This window comes from Paenibacillus sp. 10L310 (assembly GCF_056395745.1).
Genome location: NZ_JBFTKC010000003.1, coordinates 662027 through 679540, shown reverse-complemented (window position 1 = coordinate 679540; position 17514 = coordinate 662027). Strand labels below are relative to the sequence as shown.

The following is a 17514-nucleotide window of genomic DNA, read 5'->3' as shown; positions in this document are numbered from 1 at the left end:
CAGGTGCATTCCGGTTCATAAGAATGACTATGAGGATGTAAATGAAAATCCTTGCAGCATGATACCGGAAAGGGGACTCGTACCTGTATGCGCTCTTCCTACTTTACATTTAAAGGTCAGACTTCGTTATATGTATTCGTGGCCGTCTTGTTTCTGGTCGGCGTCATTTTTGGCGCGCTCATGGTGAACGCATTGTCTCTCGAGCAACGTCAGGATCTGGAGGGTTATCTCGGTAATTTCTTCATGACCGTGCAGCACAGTGCACAAGTGACTGAGACCGGGGCATATTGGGACATTGCCATGCTCCATCTGAAATGGGTGGGTCTGATCTTTATTCTGGGTTTATCCGTCGTTGGACTACCCGGTATACTGGTTCTGGATTTTTTGAAAGGTGTGCTCATTGGATTCACAGTGGGGTACCTTGTTGGACAGTATTCCTGGAAAGGGCTACTGTTTGCACTGGTGTCCGTGGCACCGCATAATCTATTTGTCATTCCGATCCTCCTGATCTGCAGTGTAGCGGCGATGACGTTCTCGTTATACATCATTCGTAATCGTGTTTTGATGCAGCGAACACCTGATCGACAAAGGCCTTTTGCTTCATATATAGTGTTAACTTTGGTTATGGCTGCATTGCTGCTCGGCGTGGCGTCTTTTGAAACATGGGTTACACCTGCAATGATGCGTTGGGTCACGCCAATGTTACTACCGGCCTAACGTGTACCGTATAGTGTAAAATGTTGACTTTAATTACGCACTCCCCCTATAATGAAAAGAGTGGGTTAAGTTGCAGTGTGCAGTGATTTCCTAGGGGGAGGGAGAAAATGGAAGCACGGATTGATAAAATTAAGCAGCAACTACAGTCCCAAGGATATAAATTAACGCCCCAGCGGGAAGCCACCTTAAGAGTACTTCTTGAGAATGAAGAAGATCATCTGAGCGCAGAAGATGTATTCATGCTCGTTAAAGAAAAGGCTCCCGAAATCGGTCTGGCAACCGTGTACCGTACCCTCGAACTGCTGAGTGAGCTGCATGTTGTAGAGAAAATCAACTTCGGCGACGGTGTAGCGCGTTATGATCTGCGCGGAGATACATCCAAGCATCACCATCATCACTTAATCTGTGTTCAATGCGGAAGTATGGATGAAATACGTGAAGACTGGCTTGGACCGCTTGAAGAGCGTTTGGAGCGGGAATTCAACTTTTCGGTAGTAGATCACCGACTGGACTTTCATGGAATTTGTTATCGTTGCAAAGCTAAAAATGAACAGAAACCCAAAGATGAAGAATAACATAGCATATCTTCAAGCTCTCACCGGCGGTTTTGACGGGAGAGCTTTTTTGGCACCGGACATGATCTGGAGTTTCGCCCAAATGGCATAAACCTGTGTTTATGGACATACCCTGATTCAAGGACATTACCGGATTCGAATCAGGAGGGGACGCGCCCATGATTATATCAGTGCGGAGAGGGCTCCGTTTTATTCGATTTATTATATTTTTTGCTGCATTAGTTTATCTGTTCTATCATGTTCTGGATCTGTTTAATGGCTGGATCTCACCTGTGGATCAGTATCAGATGCCAACTGGCAATGCAATCAAAGTATTTCAGGAAACGGATTGGCCGGGTAATGGAGAAGGACGTCCTACGATGGCAGAGCGTCTCCGTTTGTTCTATTGGTACGGGGAGTAGCTTCGAACAGCCAGGGATGCAAATACGGGAGCAGTCTGCCAGAGCGGCAGATCTGTCAGTTGAGGAGCGTTGTACATGAAACAGACGATACACGCCTATGCCTTATACTTGGAAGATGATAAAGGGATGTCGAGCAGCACGCTTGAATCGTATCTCCGAGACGTGGACAAGTTCATTGAATTTGCAGATAAGGAATATGGCATACGCGAAGCCGACCAGGTCAGACGTACACATGTCGTCCTGTTTGCAGGTCAGCTCAAACAGGCAGGACGTGCCAATGCAACCATTGCCCGCAGCATCGTATCTCTGCGCTCCTACTTTCATTTTTTGATGCGGCGGGGTGATATTATACAGGACCCTACGTTTGATGTGGAAGCTCCCAAGGCGGACAAGACGCCACCACAGGTGTTAAGTATCCAAGAGATCGAACAACTTTTGACAGCGCCTGATACTCGTTCACCGCAGGGTGTGAGAGATCGAGCGATGCTTGAACTGTTATATGCTACAGGCATTAGGGTCTCGGAACTGATTGCCCTTGACATTCGGGATGTACAGCCAGGGATGCGCTTTATACGATGCGGTGGGGCGGGCAAGGAACGTATCCTTCCCATTGGTGCACCAGCTGCACGTTGGGCAAGTGTATATGTGGAGGAATTCCGCAACAAGTTGCTCAAAACCGATTCGGACGAGCAGGCACTATTCGTGAATGTATCTGGTAGACGTTTAACCCGGCAGGGCTTCTGGAAGTTGCTCAAAAAAGCGGCGGTGGATGCGGGAATCTCGGAAGAAATTACGCCGCATACCCTTCGTCATTCGTTTGCAGCACACCTGATTGCCAATGGGGCGGATACACGTGCGGTTCAAGACATGCTGGGTCACGTGGAGCAGCCTGGACAACAATATGGCAATCATGGTCGCAAAACCATGAAAGAAATCTATGAAACCCATCATCCGAGGGCAAGATAGATTTTGACGCATGGCATTCACAAATAAATGCGGAACATTGGGCCGATTTAGGATAAAATAAATTGAATACATCCAAACGCCGTTATACATAAGACGGATCGTTTCAACTCAAGGAGGAACATACATCGCATGACAGCATTAAACCAACAAATGATTTCGGAAGCAGCATCTTATATTCAAAGCAAAAGCTCCATCAAGCCGGAAGTCGGTTTGATTTTGGGTTCAGGTCTTGGCGTACTGGCAGAACTGATTGAAGATGGCGTAAGTATTGCTTATCAGGATATTCCGCATTTTCCAGTGTCCACAGTAGAAGGACATGAAGGTGAACTATTGGTCGGAACCATTAAAGGTCGTCCAGTCGTGATGATGAAAGGCCGTTTCCATATGTACGAAGGATATGGTCCGGAATTGACAGCTTTCCCGGTACGGGTTATGAAAGAACTGGGTGTAAGCAGCCTGCTTGTAACCAATGCTGCAGGCGGCGTGAATACGTCGTATGAAGCTGGAGACTTGATGCTGATCTCGGATCACTTGAATCTCACAGGCAAAAATCCACTGATCGGACCAAATGACGCTGCACTGGGCGTGCGTTTCCCGGATCTGTCCGAAGCATATAGCCGCCGTTTGCGTGCGCTGGCGAAGGATACGGCTGCATCACAAGGTTTTAACGTACGTGAAGGGGTATACGCAGGTATGCTCGGTCCGAACTATGAGACACCGGCAGAGATCAGAATGCTGCGTACATTGGGCGCAGACGCAGTGGGCATGTCCACTGTATCTGAAGTGATTGTGGCACGCCACGCGGGCCTGGAAGTACTAGGTATTTCCTGTATCAGCAACATGGCTGCTGGAATTCTGGACCAGCCGCTGTCACATGATGAGGTTATGGAGACGACGGAACGTGTGCGTGAGTCGTTCCTGGCGCTGGTAGTGGCAGTTATTCCACAAATGTAAGCAAGATTTGAGTAGATAAGGTTACCTCTTTAGATGAGAAATCATAGGGGGGTAACCTTTTTTTGTTGTGTTGAACGTACGGTTACTCATTCCTTGAGTGCAGTGCGTTTTTTTGGCTATGACCACATTTTCAATAAAAGTTCGGGAAATCATGCTTTACATGGAATAATTTACTGGAAACGGGCCGACAATGATTAGCAGTACATGCATGGAACATGCAGTAAGCAAGTCATTTGAGGAGGTAACCTTGTGAAGAAAAGAATAATGGCATCGTTCATGACCCTTTGTATCCTGCTGTCCCTTATGGCATCAACAGCATTGGCTGAAGAAACACCGAAGGCAGCGGGAGGAACTGATCTGGCCCCGTCGGCGCGCTCTGCGATCTTAATGGATGCAGACACGGGAACGGTCATTTATGAGAAAAACAGTCATGATCAGCTGCCTCCAGCGAGCATTACAAAGATTATGACCATGTTGCTTACAATCGAAGCGATCGACTCGGGTAAGCTGAAGCTGACCGACAAAGTAAGAACGAGCGAATACGCAGCTTCCATGGGCGGTTCGCAGATCTTTCTGGAGCCTGGGGAAGAAATGACGGTCGACGATATGTTAAAAGGGATCGCGATGGCTTCGGGCAATGATGCCTCGGTAGCGATGGCTGAGAAGATCGCTGGCTCGGAAGAAGCCTTTGTACAGCTGATGAATGAGCGGGCGAAGGAGCTGGGCATGAAGGATACTCATTTTGCCAACTGTAACGGCCTTCCGGTCGATAATCATTATTCTTCCGCCCATGACATTGCCGTCATGAGCCGTGAACTGCTGAAACATTCCGGGATTACGAAGTACACTGGTGCATATCAGGATTACCTTCGCAAAGATACGGAAAAGCCCTTCTGGCTGGTGAATACAAACAAGCTGGTTCGTTTTTATGAAGGGGCAGATGGTTTGAAAACAGGTTACACATCCGAAGCGAAGTTCTGTCTCTCCGCAACAGCGTCCAAGGATGGATTACGTGTCGTTTCCGTGGTACTTGGTGAACCAAATACTAAAACACGGAACAGCGAAGTATCTTCGATGTTTGACTATGCGTTCAGTCAATATACGATGAAGGCTCTCTATAAGGCAGGGGATCTGCTGGGTAGTCTGAAGATCGAAAAAGGTGAAGTTGCCGAATTGCCTCTGAATGCCACGCAAAATTATAGTGTGCTGATGCGCAAAGGAGCCAAATCCAACGACATCCGGCATGAATTGCTGGTTGCCAAAGAATTGAAAGCTCCGATCAAAGCCGGGCAAAGTATAGGTAAACTGGTTGTTTACCAGGGCAACGACGTCATTAAGGAGTTCGACATTCAGGCTCCGCAGGATGTGAATAAGGCTGGCTGGTGGAAGCTGTTCAAGCGGACAACGTCCAATCTGTTTGACTAAACGGCGATTTCCGCGAGTTGCACACATCCTTCGAACATATTTTGTAGTTAAATAGGGGTTTTCTTCTAGTTTTGTCGGGGGGCAGGAAAAGCCTTCGGAAGCGTAGAAATCCTTGTTCTAAGACAGGGAGGAGAGTGAGCAAACGTGAACTTGCATGTGGAAATGGAACACCATCGCGGGATTCTGATTGTACGATTATCCGGGGAGCTGGATCACCATACAGCTGACATGGTACGGATGCAGATGGATGAAGCCATCCAGCGGAGACAAAGCGAGCATCTCGTACTCAGCCTGAAAGATCTGCAATTTATGGACAGTTCAGGTCTAGGTGTCATTTTGGGAAGATACAAGCTCATTAAGAATAAAGGTGGCAAGATGGTGGTCTGTGACGTCAATTCGCCAGTGTACCGTTTGCTGGAAATGTCGGGGCTGTTTAAGATTATGCCGATATACGAAAATGAGGGAACTGCTCTCTCAGGTCTGGAGGTCGTCTCATGAATGAAGGAACAGGGACAAATTTCATGAATCTGCAATTCGCGGCCAAGTCAGAGAATGAGTCGTTTGCACGGGTAACCGTTGCTGCGTTTATCTCCCAGCTTGATCCAACGATGGACGAGCTCAGTGACCTGAAAACGGTCATTTCGGAAGCCGTGACCAACAGCATCATCCACGGATACAACAACAACTCCGAGGGTGTGGTGTCCATCCAGGCGGAGATTCGGGAAGACATGATCACAATCATTGTGGAAGACCGCGGTGAAGGAATCGAAGATCTTGAACTGGCCAAGCAGCCGCTATATACGTCCAAACCCGAACTTGAGCGGTCGGGCATGGGCTTCACCATTATGGAAAACTTTATGGATGAATTCGAAGTCAGCAGTGAGCCCGGCAGAGGCACCTCCATCAAGATGAAAAAAAGGATTGAATCCAAGAAAGCATTGTATAATTAGGGGTTGGTGTTCTTATGGATGCTGAAGTGAAACCATCTTCACAGACCTATTTGGACGATGCCGAGGTCAAACGGCTGATTGCGCTCAGTCAGTCGGGTGACCATGTTTCACGGGATACGCTGGTGAACTGCAACATCAGACTCGTCTGGTCCGTCGTACAGCGTTTTATGAACAGGGGATATGATCCGGAAGATCTGTTCCAGATTGGTTGTATCGGTCTGCTCAAATCAGTAGACAAATTCGATCTCAGTTATGACGTGAAGTTCTCAACCTACGCGGTACCTATGATCATCGGAGAAATCCAGCGATTCCTGCGGGATGACGGTACCCTGAAGGTCAGTCGTTCACTGAAAGAGATGGCGAATAAAGTCCGCAAAAAAAGGGACGAACTGTCCAAACATCTGGATCGTTTACCAACGATTAAGGAAGTTGCCGCAGAGCTGGGGGTAACTCCGGAGGAAGTTGTATTTGCCCAGGAAGCGAACAAACCACCGACCTCCATCCATGAGACCGTATTTGAGAATGACGGTGATCCCATCACGTTAATGGATCAGATTGCCGACGAGTCTCAGGAACGTTGGTTTGACAAGCTGGCTCTGAACGAAGCCATCGGTGGTCTCAGCGAGCGGGAGCGATTAATCGTTTATCTTCGGTATTACCGAGATCAGACCCAGTCCGAGGTTGCCAGCAGGCTGGGAATATCTCAGGTGCAGGTATCACGTCTGGAGAAAAAAATACTGCAATCCATCCGCGACCAGATCGCGCAGTGATTTCATGGGTTGCACCAACAGTATTGGCGTTTATACACCAATATACGACAACTAACAACCTTCTATCGCGCATTATGGCGAGGGAGGTTATTTGTTGTTAATACGGGGAGATTCCGAACGATTGGACTGCATGACCAGCATCATGCCAAGAATACATGCCATACCAATCCATTGATAGAAGCCAAAAGGTTCATGGAGCCATATGACGGTTGTTCCAACAGCGGCAAGCGGCTCTGCGCTCCCGAGCAGGCTAGTTTCCTTGGGTGTAAGACTTTTGAGACTCGCAATATAAAACCAAAAAGCAATCATGGTTCCAAAAAGGATTGAAAATATCAAATAACCGTAGGTTTCGAGCGTGATGTTAGCAAAATTCATTTTCCAGGGCGGGTGAATAAAACTCATTCCCAAACCACCGATGATCATAGCCCAGCCGACCACAACAAGTGAATCGAACTTTTTAATCAGTTGCACGGCATACAGCGTATAAAATGCTGCTGAAACCCCAGATAACAGTCCCCATATCACTGCGAGCGAGGAGACAGATAACTGCGTAAGCGAGCCATTCGTGAGCAGGAGAAAACACCCACTGAGAGCCAGAACGGCGCATGCAAGGTCATTGCGTGTGAGGACCGACTGCTTACGGAGTGCGATGTAAATCATGATCATGATAGGGGACAGGTACTGCAGGAGTGTAGCCACCGCCGAATTGCCGTGTTTAATGGATGCCATGTACGTATACTGGACGGCAAGCATGCCCACCAATCCGAAAATGATCATCTGCCCAGCCGTTTTTTTATTTCTCCATACATCAAAAATCTGAAATCTTCCATTTGTAAACGATTGAATAACCAGTAATAGTAACCCAGCAATCAACAATCGTACAGTGACATACCAATTGACCTCAATTCCATCCAGTTGAAACAGTTTTTGAGATACCGTACCCCCAATGCCCCAGCAGATGGCTCCCGTCAGAACGAGCACGATGCCTGAAATTTTGGATTTTGCAGAAGTTGTCATTCTTGTTCGCCTCACCTTAAATATAAGAATAGTGTTATATTAAGGAGAAACGCGATACATTTATATCAATATTACACTTAAAAATATAACTATATTGAGATGAGGGCCATGCAGAAGATCGAATTTATCATTGATCAACATTTGAAAGAAATGACGGAACACCGTACCGATACATTATCTATAGCTTGTTATGAGACAACCATTGTTCAAAATGTTCACAGACATATTCCTCTCCACTGGCATGATGAATTGCAGTTTGTTGCCGTTCTTCAGGGTACGGCGTTGTTTCATATCAACGATCAAAAGATGATTTTGTCCAAAGGTGACGGGATTTTTATCAACAGTGGAATAATGCATATGGCCGAAGATCACGGGGTGAGCGAGAACTGCATTTATTTATGTCTGAATTTGTCCCCACACGTTATCATGCCTTCGGATTTGTATATAAAGTACGTACATCCATATGTAACAGCAACTAATTTGCCTTTTCTGTATATCGAAAGAGCTAACGCTTGGGGAGAACAGATCTTGGATGCTGTTGCACGGATTAGAAAGGAGCTGGTGCACCAAGTTCCTTTTTACGAAGTGAATATTGCTTCGGCGGTGCTTAATATATGGAAACTGCTGATTATGAACGGATGTTCTCTAGAACATGATCCATTAGAGATGAGCAGAAACAATCGATTGAAAGACATGTTGCAATGGATTAATCTCAATTATGCCGATCCAATTAAGCTTGAAGATATTGCAAAGGCGGGACAGTTAAGTCGATCGGAGACATGCCGTTATTTCAAGCAAATCCTGAAAACCACACCCATGCAATACGTGATAGAGTACCGCATCCAAAGAAGCATTGAATTATTGCAATCCTCCAAGCGTAGCATCACCGAAATTGCCTATGAGGTCGGTTTTAACAGTACGAGTTATTACATTAACCAATTCCGCAAAACAATGAATTCAACCCCTTTACGATTTAGAAGGGAATTGAACAAAAGAGAAAAAGAACATAATTCTTGAATTATTGTTCATGATCCGTGAACCTATCTACCAATACCGAAGAGTCGCCCATACGGCGACTTTTTTGATATGTAAAATAATGCTTCACACTCAGTTTCGCCTCAAATCCCCAAATTTCTAAAATTAATATCCAGAAGCTACCTTCACAAGTCATAGAATTTTGCACAAAATACCCCCTCAAAGCTCATCTTTCAATTCCCTTCCTGCCTACTCCTCCAGCATATTTATTTCAAACGTTTGGAAACGGGAGGACGATGGGTAGCGGAGGGATGGAATCGGTCAAAAGGAGCGAAGCGTGAGGGCTCATCTAAGGATACATAAGCAACGCAGGCGGCAGATTAGACCTGAAGAAGCGAAGCGTGCGCCTTTGTCTCCAAATTTCTAACACTTAGAAATCAATCAAAAGAATTTGGAGACAACAGCGATCAGAAGGTTGGTCTGCCGTCAGAGTGTCTGCGTGTATCCTCCCCCGAGCAACAGCGACCAATGACCGGATCCATCCCGCAGCGTCAACTCAACCTTCCACCTTTTTTCCAACCAGTTTGTAATAAATTTGCACATTCTTCAAATACTAACCTAAATTACGCAGTAAAGGAGTGCTATGGATGTCCCAGACACCCACTCCAATGGTCTATATTCGTCTGCGCAGCCGTATTCGCATCCAGAGGGGCAGAGCAGTCAAGCTTGGAGACATTGCACATGTACTGACCTCTTCTGAAGACCAGGAGGGGAAGCTACTGGAGCTTGAACTGCTGCGCCCTGGACCGGAGGATGGCAATCTGATCCTCATTGATATATTGCAGATTATTCCACGAATTCGGAACATCTTGCCGGAGGTAAGTGTGGAACTGATTGGATCAGGCCATACGTTGGTTGAAGTCATTGCAGGAAATGGTCAACCTTCCAAGTCTCTGTTCATATTGGTTTGGCTGCTGCTGTTCTTCGGATCGGCCTTAACCATTATGAATTTTCATGCCGATGTGAACATGCAGGAAGTACAGATTCGTATTGTGGAGATGCTTACTGGGCATCGGGACGAACATCCCTATCTGTTCCAAGTGGCGTATTCCATTGGCATTGGATTCGGAATGGCAGTATTTTTTAATCATTTGTTCAAGAAAAAATGGAATGAGGAACCTACCCCGCTGGAAGTAGAGATGTTCCTATACCAGCAAAATGTAGATAAATATGTGGTGATTGAAGAAAGTGAACGGATGCACGAGCAGGAACGCAGGGAGATGAATGCGGATGAGCGTTCTTAATGGAGCAATCAGCATTGTATTGGGTATTGCAGGGGGAATTGCCGTAGGGAGCGGCGTAATTGCGCTCATTCTGGTGCTCGATATGATTCCCAGGTTGGCTCAACTTACGCAATCGTATGACAAAACTCACTGGTACGAAGGGGCGCTAATTGGTGGTTCACTGCTCGGGACGGTGGCGGACTTCTGGCACTGGAAAATGCATGGGGTGCTGCTGCTCAGCCCAATCGTTGGTTTATTCTGTGGCGTGTTCATCGGTCTGCTGGCCGCAGCGCTCACTGAGGTACTCAATGTACTACCCGTGCTAGCCAAACGATTGGGCATGAAACCTTATTTGTTTGGATTACTGCTCGCCATGATTTTGGGTAAAATGACAGGTTCCCTGTTTGATTTTTTTATATATCAACGGTAACTCGTGGCCATAGGAGGATGGAAGATGGATGAACGAACGGAGCACACAGGCCAGGAAAATAGTGAAGGTATAACGGAAGAGATGTTACACAAGTCTGCTTATGAGATTCAGAAGGAAGAAGAGGAGAAAGCGTACAGTAAGAAAAAACAAAATGAGATGTCCGACAGCATTGAGGAATCTGTACAATATTGGCAGGAAAACGATGATATCTCCCCACGCATGAGTGAGAATAGATATACACTGCAACAGGTACTGGGGCTCGGAGAATCCTTCGACGTGAATATGAGGGAAATGGTTCTGGGTGGCAAGCACGTTGGGTTGCTGATGATCACCGGTTTCGCCAAGGATGAGATTTTGCTTGAAGTGTTGAAAAGACTGACCTATCTCACGCCGGATGACGTGTCCGGACATGCTCTCAAATCTTATTTTGAATGTTACATTCCCCATATTCAGGTGGAGAAAGTCGAGAAGATGAGTGCGGTCATCAACAAGGTTCTTACCGGTATGAGCGCAATGTTCGTTGAAGGAGACCGCTCGGTCTTAATTATGGATACCCGGAGTTATCCAGTACGTTCACCCGAAGAACCTTCCTTGGAAAGGGTAGTCCGAGGTTCCAGAGACGGCTTTACCGAAACACTCCTGACTAACGTGACCCTGGTGCGTCGCAGAATACGCGACCCGGGACTGAAGTTTGAGATTATGCAGGTAGGGCGGAGAACACAAACCGATGTCTGCGTGGTGTATATTGATGATATTGTGGATAAAGTGCAGGTCGATTCAGTTCGTGAAAAAATTCAGCGAGTAGATATCGATGGTATTCCCGCAGCCGATAAACAGCTGGAGGAAGCGATTATCAACAAGGGTTGGAATCCGTTCCCACTCGTTCGTTATTCGGAACGACCAGATGTTACAGCTTCTCATTTGCTGGAAGGACGAGTCGTCATTTTCGTAGACACTTCCCCCAGTGTGATGATTCTACCAACGACCTTTTTCGACCTATGTGAGCATGCGGAGGAGAACAGACAGACGGCCTTGATGGGAACATATTTACGATGGGTGCGTTTTGCAGGGATTCTCATCTCGTTGTTTTTGCTACCATTATGGCTTCTCATGGTTATTGACCCTTCGATTAAACCGATGGGACTTGACTTCATTGGTCCACAGGAAAATGTAAAGCTACCGCTGATTCTACAGTTTCTACTGATCGAACTGGGCGTCGATTTATTACGTATGGCAGCGGTCCATACGCCTACACCTCTGGCATCGGCTATGGGCTTAATCGCGGCCATTCTAGTCGGGGATATCGCGGTGAAAACAGGATACTTTGTCAATGAGGTTGTGCTCTATATGGCCATCGCAGCCATCGGTATGTTTGCCACGCCAAGTTACGAATTGGGTCTCGCCAATAGGCTGGTCAGGCTGGTTCTGCTAGTCGCTGTTGCGATATTCAAGGTTCCGGGGTTGGTCGTGGGCTGTACATTACTCATATTGGCGCTCACCGTTCACCGGTCGTACAATTCTTCGTATCTCTGGCCTTTTATACCGTTTAATGCAAAGGCCTTGGGCAACTTTTTATTCCGGCTTCCGCTGCTGGAAAATAAAAAACGTCCATCATTCAATAAAACCCGTGACAACACCAAAATGTCCGATGATCCGGACGGGGAACTGCAAAAAAGTAAAAAACACAAATGATCTTCCAAAAAATCCATTCATCTCGCTGCCTAATTTGATATACTGGTGTAAAATCATTGGAATATCAATTGTTCCAGTATATAAAAAGTGAGGAATGCAGATTATGTATTTACATGGTACAAGTAAAATAAATGCGCAAGGGCATCTGGAGATTGGCGGAGTTGATGCAACAGATCTGAAAGAACAGTTTGGAACTCCCCTGTACGTTGTGGACGAGCAATTGGTTCGTGAGCGTTGCAGAGAGTACATGGAAGCATTCCGTGCTTCCGGACTGGGCTTCCAGGTTGCTTACGCAAGTAAAGCATTCTGTGTAATGGCGATGTGTGCCCTTGCAGCTGAAGAAGGACTTTCCTTGGATGTTGTATCTGACGGTGAACTGTTTACTGCACTGCAAGCAGGATTCCCGGCTGAGCGCATTCACTTCCACGGTAACAACAAAACGCTGGAAGAGATCGAAATGGCTCTTGATGCAGAGATTGGATGCTTTGTTGTTGATAACTTCAATGAATTGCATCTGTTGCAGGCTGTAGCAGCGGACAAAAATCGTAAAGTAAACATTTTGCTTCGTGTGACGCCTGGTGTTGAGGCACATACGCATGAATATATTTCTACAGGTCAGACGGATTCGAAATTTGGATTCGATATCGGTAATGGTACAGCATTTGAAGCGATTGACTTGGCTTCCAAGCAGTCTAATCTGGTATTGCTCGGTGTGCATTCCCACATCGGTTCCCAGATCTTCGAAGTTGAAGGCTTCCAGATGGCGGTTCAACGTGTTGCCGAATTTGCAGCAAGTGTATATGAGCGTCTTAATGTTGCTTTCAAAGTGGTTAACCTTGGTGGTGGATTCGGAATCCGTTATATCGATGGAGATACGCCACTTGAAGTTGCACAATACGTGAAGGCTATTACAGACGCCGTTAAAAATCATTTTGCTCAAATCGGCTATGCCGTACCTGAGATCTGGGTTGAGCCAGGCCGCAGCATCGTGGGTGAAGCGGGAACAACGCTATATACCGTTGGAACAAGCAAAGACATTCCAGGTGTGCGTAAATACGTTGCCGTTGATGGTGGTATGACCGATAACCCACGTCCTGCTTTGTATGAATCCAAGTATGAAGCTGTGCTTGCCAATCGTGCGAATGAGGCTGCTCAGGAAACAGTATCTGTTGCGGGTAAATGTTGCGAGAGTGGCGATATGTTGATCTGGGATCTGGACCTGCCAAAAGTGGAAAGTGGCGACCTACTCGCTGTAGCTTGCACAGGTGCGTATAACTACTCCATGGCGAGCAACTACAACCGGATTCGTCGTCCAGCCGTTGTCTTTGTCAAAGACGGTCAAGGGGATGTCGTGGTACGCCGTGAGACGTATCAAGATATCATCCAGAATGACCTGGTACCTGCGCGCATTGGAAAACAGCCAGTTACTCGCTAATTCGTCAAAAGATAATGCGTTTCTGCATTATTCAAGATATAGGGATTTTGCAGTTGAAGCAGATGAAAAAGGAACTTCCTTTTTTGTCTGCTTTTTGAGTATTTGAGCTAAATCATGAAAAAAGTTGCCGTTTTTTTTGCGATCCAGACATTTTCGGTGTACACTAAGAAAAGTGCTGTAATGCTTGGCCCAGGGTCATGCGTTCTGGCACCATTAACGATGGTCAATACGAAAGGAGTCATTTACATATGGCGAAACAAGCGAAAATTAAATTGGCAAACGGCGGAGAAGTTCTGATCGATCTGTTCGATCAAGAAGCTCCAAACACAGTAGCAAACTTTGAGAAACTGGCTAATTCCGGTTTCTACAATGGTCTTACATTCCACCGCGTTATCCCGGGCTTTGTAGCTCAAGGCGGATGCCCTAACGGTAGCGGTGCAGGTGGCCCAGGTTACACAATCAACTGTGAAATTAACCCAAACAAACATGAGCGCGGAACACTTGCTATGGCACATGCTGGCCGTAACACAGGTGGAAGCCAGTTCTATATCTGCTACCAACCGCAACCACATTTGGATGGACAACATACTGTATTTGGTAAAGTAACTAAAGGTATGGAGTTCGTGGACGCTTTAGAAGGTAAAGACAAAATGGAAACTGTTGAAGTTGTAGAAGCTTAATACCTTCACCTTAACTGGATCCAAACATGAAGTGCTTCTCTTATAGAAGCACTTTTTTTATTTTTACATACTTCAAATCGATAATTAGAAAGGATGAATAAAACCTTGGATATGGTTACTCAGCTAAGCTTGTTAAAACAAATTTATAGTGAGCGCACGTTGTGGGATGAAGAATTGCAGGCATCGCGCCATGTCGTTCCGGATAGTCTATCCGTAAAGGATCGAGAAGCGCTTGAGACAGCCGGGCATGAACCGAATCGCTTTGTACGTCCGCAACATGATGAAACGATTACTGAGCTGAAAAAAGTTGCGAATCAATGGACGATCAATGATGCAGCGCAGGCCTTTGTATCCTCTTTGTGGTCAGCACCCATGATCTGGCGCTCGTTGCTTACGGGCAAGCTTATTGCGAGCAGTATGCCAAGTCATGAACATACGCCATATCCATCTTCGAACACTTGTAAGATCTGCGGATTAAGTGTAGATCAAGCAACCGACACAACGCTGCAATGGTATTGGCGGATGACCAATGGAACCCCGTTGGACGGTGATCCTTTTGGATGCGTGTTGGCACTTCGAGAGCTGGCTACCGCACAGGAGCTTCCAATACCCAATGAGTACGACCGCTGGACATTCCGTGCGGTGTTAACGGTGCTGCGCGAATTACCTCCCAAAACACGTTACAGCAAGGCAGCAGTAGCGCTCAAGAAGGAACGTCTTTTGCCTACACAGAAGGAATATGCTTACCGTGATTTGCTTGAGACGTTAGCTCTGATTGGCATATTGGATACGCCGGAACATCCCGGAATGATCACGGAATTCACCTCTTATATGCAGCGTGACGCACGCCCCAATGTGCGGGTGGAAGTGCAGGCCCCTCTGGCGTGGTGGGACTCATCTGTCGGAATTAATGAGAACAACCTGAACAAGATATTTCATGATTTTGATCTGAATAATATATCTCTTGCGGATAAGCCTGATGAGAGTCCAGCTCTAAAGGACACGATCTTAGGGGCATTGGAGAAGAAGAGAAGTGTTCGTGGAAAAGTACCAAAGGCATCTCCTGATGCAGGTACCGGGGAGGTACAGTCTGGCGATGTGTATGCTGTTCGGGTCCGAGAAGGTGTATGGGTGACTGTATATTGTCATGAAGTCAGAGACAAGCGCGTCATCGTTGAATATCTGGATGGTGTCTTTCCAGAGATGCCGGGTAAAGCAGATTTGCATGGGACGTTTCGACCGAGAGCGAATGGACGCTGGAAATGCTCGGCTATTGCGATCGATTCCACAAGTTGGGTCAGAAGGGTGGCAAGAGAGTTCCCGCTTCCGACTTCGCCCCTGCAAGAACCTGATCGCACTCCATTCCATAATGCCAAAGAATTAAAGCATATGGCGAGCTGGTGTTTTCCTGATATGTAGAATGATACGATGGATGTGAAATGGGTCTCCAAACAAAAACCGTGCCTCCTTGAGAGGAAGCGGTTTTTTGTTGTTTCTTAGCTTATTAAAAGTTAGTATGTGACAAAAAGGAACAAAAAACAATTGATTTTTTGGCATTAAAGTGCTAACATCCAAGTAATAACGAAAGCAATCCTTCAGGGCAGGGTGCAATTCCCTACCGGCGGTGATGCAGGAAGTGTAAGGACCTATGTGTCCAGCACTTGATGCAAAGTCCGTGACCTGTCTGCCATTGGCAGATGGCTGATCTGGTGTAATTCCAGAACCGACAGTATAGTCTGGATGGGAGAAGGAGAGGTGCAGACCTAACAGGTTTGCATTCAGCAGGAGTATTGCTGCACAGTCACGATTTGTGATGTCTTGCACTGTGCAGGGAAGATCCGGTTACGCCGGACAGTTCCATACATATGCCGCACTATAAAAGCTCTTTACCTGTAATTGATGTTCATTAAGGTATGTGTCTATTTTCACTTGCCCGAAATGAAGTTTTGGGCAAAGTGTTGGCGTGCTGTATCCATTTCACTCCTGCTGGTGACATTTGTCTCTCATCATCCCCATCGAACTGATTGTTCGACGGGGATTTTTTAATAAACAAGACTTTAAACCGCGGGGTGAACGGATTTGGAAATGATCAATGATGAATTTTATATGGCACTGGCATTGGATATGGCGGAACGAGCACAGGGACAGACGGGGGTTAATCCGGTCGTTGGATGTGTAGTTGTGAAAGAGGGTCGTATTGTAGGCCTGGGGAGCCATCTGAAACGTGGAACCGGTCATGCAGAGGTGCATGCACTTAACATGGCAGGCAGTGATGCAGAAGGAAGTACGGTATACGTTACACTTGAGCCTTGTAGTCATTATGGCAAGACGCCACCTTGTAGTGAACGCCTGATTCATGAAAAGGTGAAACGTGTTGTGGTATGTTGTGAAGATCCAAATCCGCAAGTATCCGGCAGGGGTATAAGCATGCTTCGTCAACAAGGCATTGAAGTTGAAGTTGGCGTACTGCGTGAGCGTGGAAGACGCATGAATGAAAAATTCATTAAGTTTATTACAACGGGTCTACCTTTCGTGACACTGAAGACGGCTACTACTTTGGATGGCAAAATTGCAACGCGCAGCGGAGACAGCAAGTGGATCTCTAACGAGCCCGCTCGTGAGATTGTGCATGCCCTTCGTCATCGGCACCAGGGAATTATGGTTGGCGTCGACACGGTAATCGCCGATAATCCGGAACTTACAACCCGTTTGCAAGTCGAAGGCATTAGTCCAGTGCGCATTGTAGTGGATTCCAAGTTACGTCTTCCCGTAGGTGCCAAAATGGTTAAGGATGGTCTTGCTCCAACATGGGTGCTGACAACAGACGAAGCCAGTCCTGAAGCTGCTGAACGTTTGGAAGCCTACGGCGTCGAGATTATACGCTGTGGTCCTGGACCACGTGTGGATCTGTTAAACGGACTTAGCAAGTTGGGTGAGCGTGACATTGGTTCAATTTTGCTTGAAGGTGGAGGTACCTTGAATGGAGCTATGCTGGAGGCACGGTTGGTTGATCGACTGCTCATGTTTATCGCTCCGAAGATTGTAGGCGGTTATGATACACCTGGAAGCTTCCGCTTCGAGGGTGTGGAACGTATGAATCAGGCGATTCAATTGAATCAGTTGGAGATTGAACAAGTTGGAGATAATATCAGCATTGGCGGTATTCCGGTGTGGCCTGAATAAATAAATGGATTTGAAAGTAGAAAGTTAGGTTCTTTATAACTTGAAAAAGGGAGGCGGCAGC

Annotated in this window: 18 protein-coding genes and 1 riboswitch; of the genes, 17 read left to right on the top strand and 1 reads right to left on the bottom strand. The window is 46.6% G+C overall.

What is annotated here, in order from left to right; translation table 11 throughout:
* Positions 1-87 precede the first annotated feature (87 nt).
* The 9 genes from spoIIM (at position 88) to sigF (ending at position 6758) form a co-directional block, all read left to right on the top strand.
* Positions 88-717, top strand: a complete 630-nt coding sequence (gene spoIIM / locus AC1DE7_RS12130) for a stage II sporulation protein M (RefSeq protein WP_477534438.1) — start codon at positions 88-90, stop codon at positions 715-717.
* Between the two features lie 107 nt (positions 718-824).
* The gene (gene fur / locus AC1DE7_RS12125; protein WP_036607866.1) at positions 825-1292 is read left to right on the top strand and encodes a ferric iron uptake transcriptional regulator; all 468 of its coding nucleotides are present in this window, start codon (positions 825-827) and stop codon (positions 1290-1292) included.
* A 158-nt stretch (positions 1293-1450) separates the two neighbouring features.
* Entirely contained in the window at positions 1451-1693 is a 243-nt protein-coding gene (locus AC1DE7_RS12120) for a DUF4227 family protein (protein WP_017687632.1), read from the top strand.
* A gap of 75 nt (positions 1694-1768) precedes the next feature.
* Positions 1769-2659, top strand: coding sequence for a tyrosine recombinase (locus tag AC1DE7_RS12115; RefSeq protein WP_477534437.1), 891 nt, complete (start codon positions 1769-1771; stop codon positions 2657-2659).
* A 129-nt stretch (positions 2660-2788) separates the two neighbouring features.
* A complete protein-coding gene (locus AC1DE7_RS12110) occupies positions 2789-3613 on the top strand; it encodes a purine-nucleoside phosphorylase (RefSeq protein ID WP_036607861.1) in 825 nt (274 codons plus the stop codon).
* A gap of 303 nt (positions 3614-3916) precedes the next feature.
* Positions 3917-5038: a D-alanyl-D-alanine carboxypeptidase family protein gene (locus AC1DE7_RS12105; RefSeq protein ID WP_235193874.1), complete on the top strand. Its 1122-nt coding sequence runs from the start codon at positions 3917-3919 to the stop codon at positions 5036-5038.
* 144 nt (positions 5039-5182) lie between these two features.
* A complete protein-coding gene (gene spoIIAA, locus AC1DE7_RS12100) occupies positions 5183-5536 on the top strand; it encodes an anti-sigma F factor antagonist (RefSeq protein WP_017687636.1) in 354 nt (117 codons plus the stop codon).
* Positions 5533-5988, top strand: a complete 456-nt coding sequence (gene spoIIAB / locus AC1DE7_RS12095) for an anti-sigma F factor (RefSeq protein WP_036672324.1) — start codon at positions 5533-5535, stop codon at positions 5986-5988. The genes spoIIAA and spoIIAB overlap by 4 nt, the downstream gene beginning before the upstream one ends.
* 14 nt (positions 5989-6002) lie before the next feature.
* Complete coding sequence (sigF, locus tag AC1DE7_RS12090) at positions 6003-6758, top strand: RNA polymerase sporulation sigma factor SigF (RefSeq protein WP_036607856.1); 756 nt, start codon at positions 6003-6005, stop codon at positions 6756-6758.
* Between the two features lie 87 nt (positions 6759-6845).
* Here sigF and AC1DE7_RS12085 read toward each other — a convergent pair whose 3' ends face one another.
* Positions 6846-7775: a DMT family transporter gene (locus AC1DE7_RS12085; protein ID WP_477534436.1), complete on the bottom strand. Its 930-nt coding sequence runs from the start codon at positions 7773-7775 to the stop codon at positions 6846-6848.
* A 108-nt stretch (positions 7776-7883) separates the two neighbouring features.
* Between AC1DE7_RS12085 and AC1DE7_RS12080 the strand changes: the two genes are divergently transcribed.
* From AC1DE7_RS12080 to ribD, 8 genes are all read left to right on the top strand, one after another.
* The gene (locus AC1DE7_RS12080) at positions 7884-8792 is read left to right on the top strand and encodes a helix-turn-helix transcriptional regulator (RefSeq protein ID WP_477534435.1); all 909 of its coding nucleotides are present in this window, start codon (positions 7884-7886) and stop codon (positions 8790-8792) included.
* Between the two features lie 605 nt (positions 8793-9397).
* Positions 9398-10054, top strand: coding sequence for a stage V sporulation protein AA (locus AC1DE7_RS12075; RefSeq protein WP_036672319.1), 657 nt, complete (start codon positions 9398-9400; stop codon positions 10052-10054).
* Positions 10035-10463, top strand: a complete 429-nt coding sequence (locus AC1DE7_RS12070) for a stage V sporulation protein AB (RefSeq protein WP_026080996.1) — start codon at positions 10035-10037, stop codon at positions 10461-10463. The genes AC1DE7_RS12075 and AC1DE7_RS12070 overlap by 20 nt, the downstream gene beginning before the upstream one ends.
* Positions 10464-10487: 24 nt before the next feature.
* Positions 10488-12155, top strand: a complete 1668-nt coding sequence (locus AC1DE7_RS12065; protein ID WP_036607848.1) for a spore germination protein — start codon at positions 10488-10490, stop codon at positions 12153-12155.
* Positions 12156-12258: 103 nt separating this feature from the next.
* Positions 12259-13590: a diaminopimelate decarboxylase gene (gene lysA / locus AC1DE7_RS12060; RefSeq protein WP_017687645.1), complete on the top strand. Its 1332-nt coding sequence runs from the start codon at positions 12259-12261 to the stop codon at positions 13588-13590.
* A gap of 248 nt (positions 13591-13838) precedes the next feature.
* Entirely contained in the window at positions 13839-14270 is a 432-nt protein-coding gene (locus AC1DE7_RS12055) for a peptidylprolyl isomerase (protein ID WP_017687646.1), read from the top strand.
* A gap of 111 nt (positions 14271-14381) precedes the next feature.
* Complete coding sequence (locus AC1DE7_RS12050) at positions 14382-15689, top strand: hypothetical protein (protein ID WP_339287218.1); 1308 nt, start codon at positions 14382-14384, stop codon at positions 15687-15689.
* Between the two features lie 168 nt (positions 15690-15857).
* A riboswitch (FMN riboswitch) is annotated at positions 15858-16026 on the top strand.
* A 323-nt stretch (positions 16027-16349) separates the two neighbouring features.
* Positions 16350-17453 (top strand): bifunctional diaminohydroxyphosphoribosylaminopyrimidine deaminase/5-amino-6-(5-phosphoribosylamino)uracil reductase RibD, encoded by a 1104-nt coding sequence (gene ribD, locus AC1DE7_RS12045; RefSeq protein WP_164783406.1) that lies wholly within the window; start codon positions 16350-16352, stop codon positions 17451-17453.
* Positions 17454-17514 lie beyond the last annotated feature (61 nt).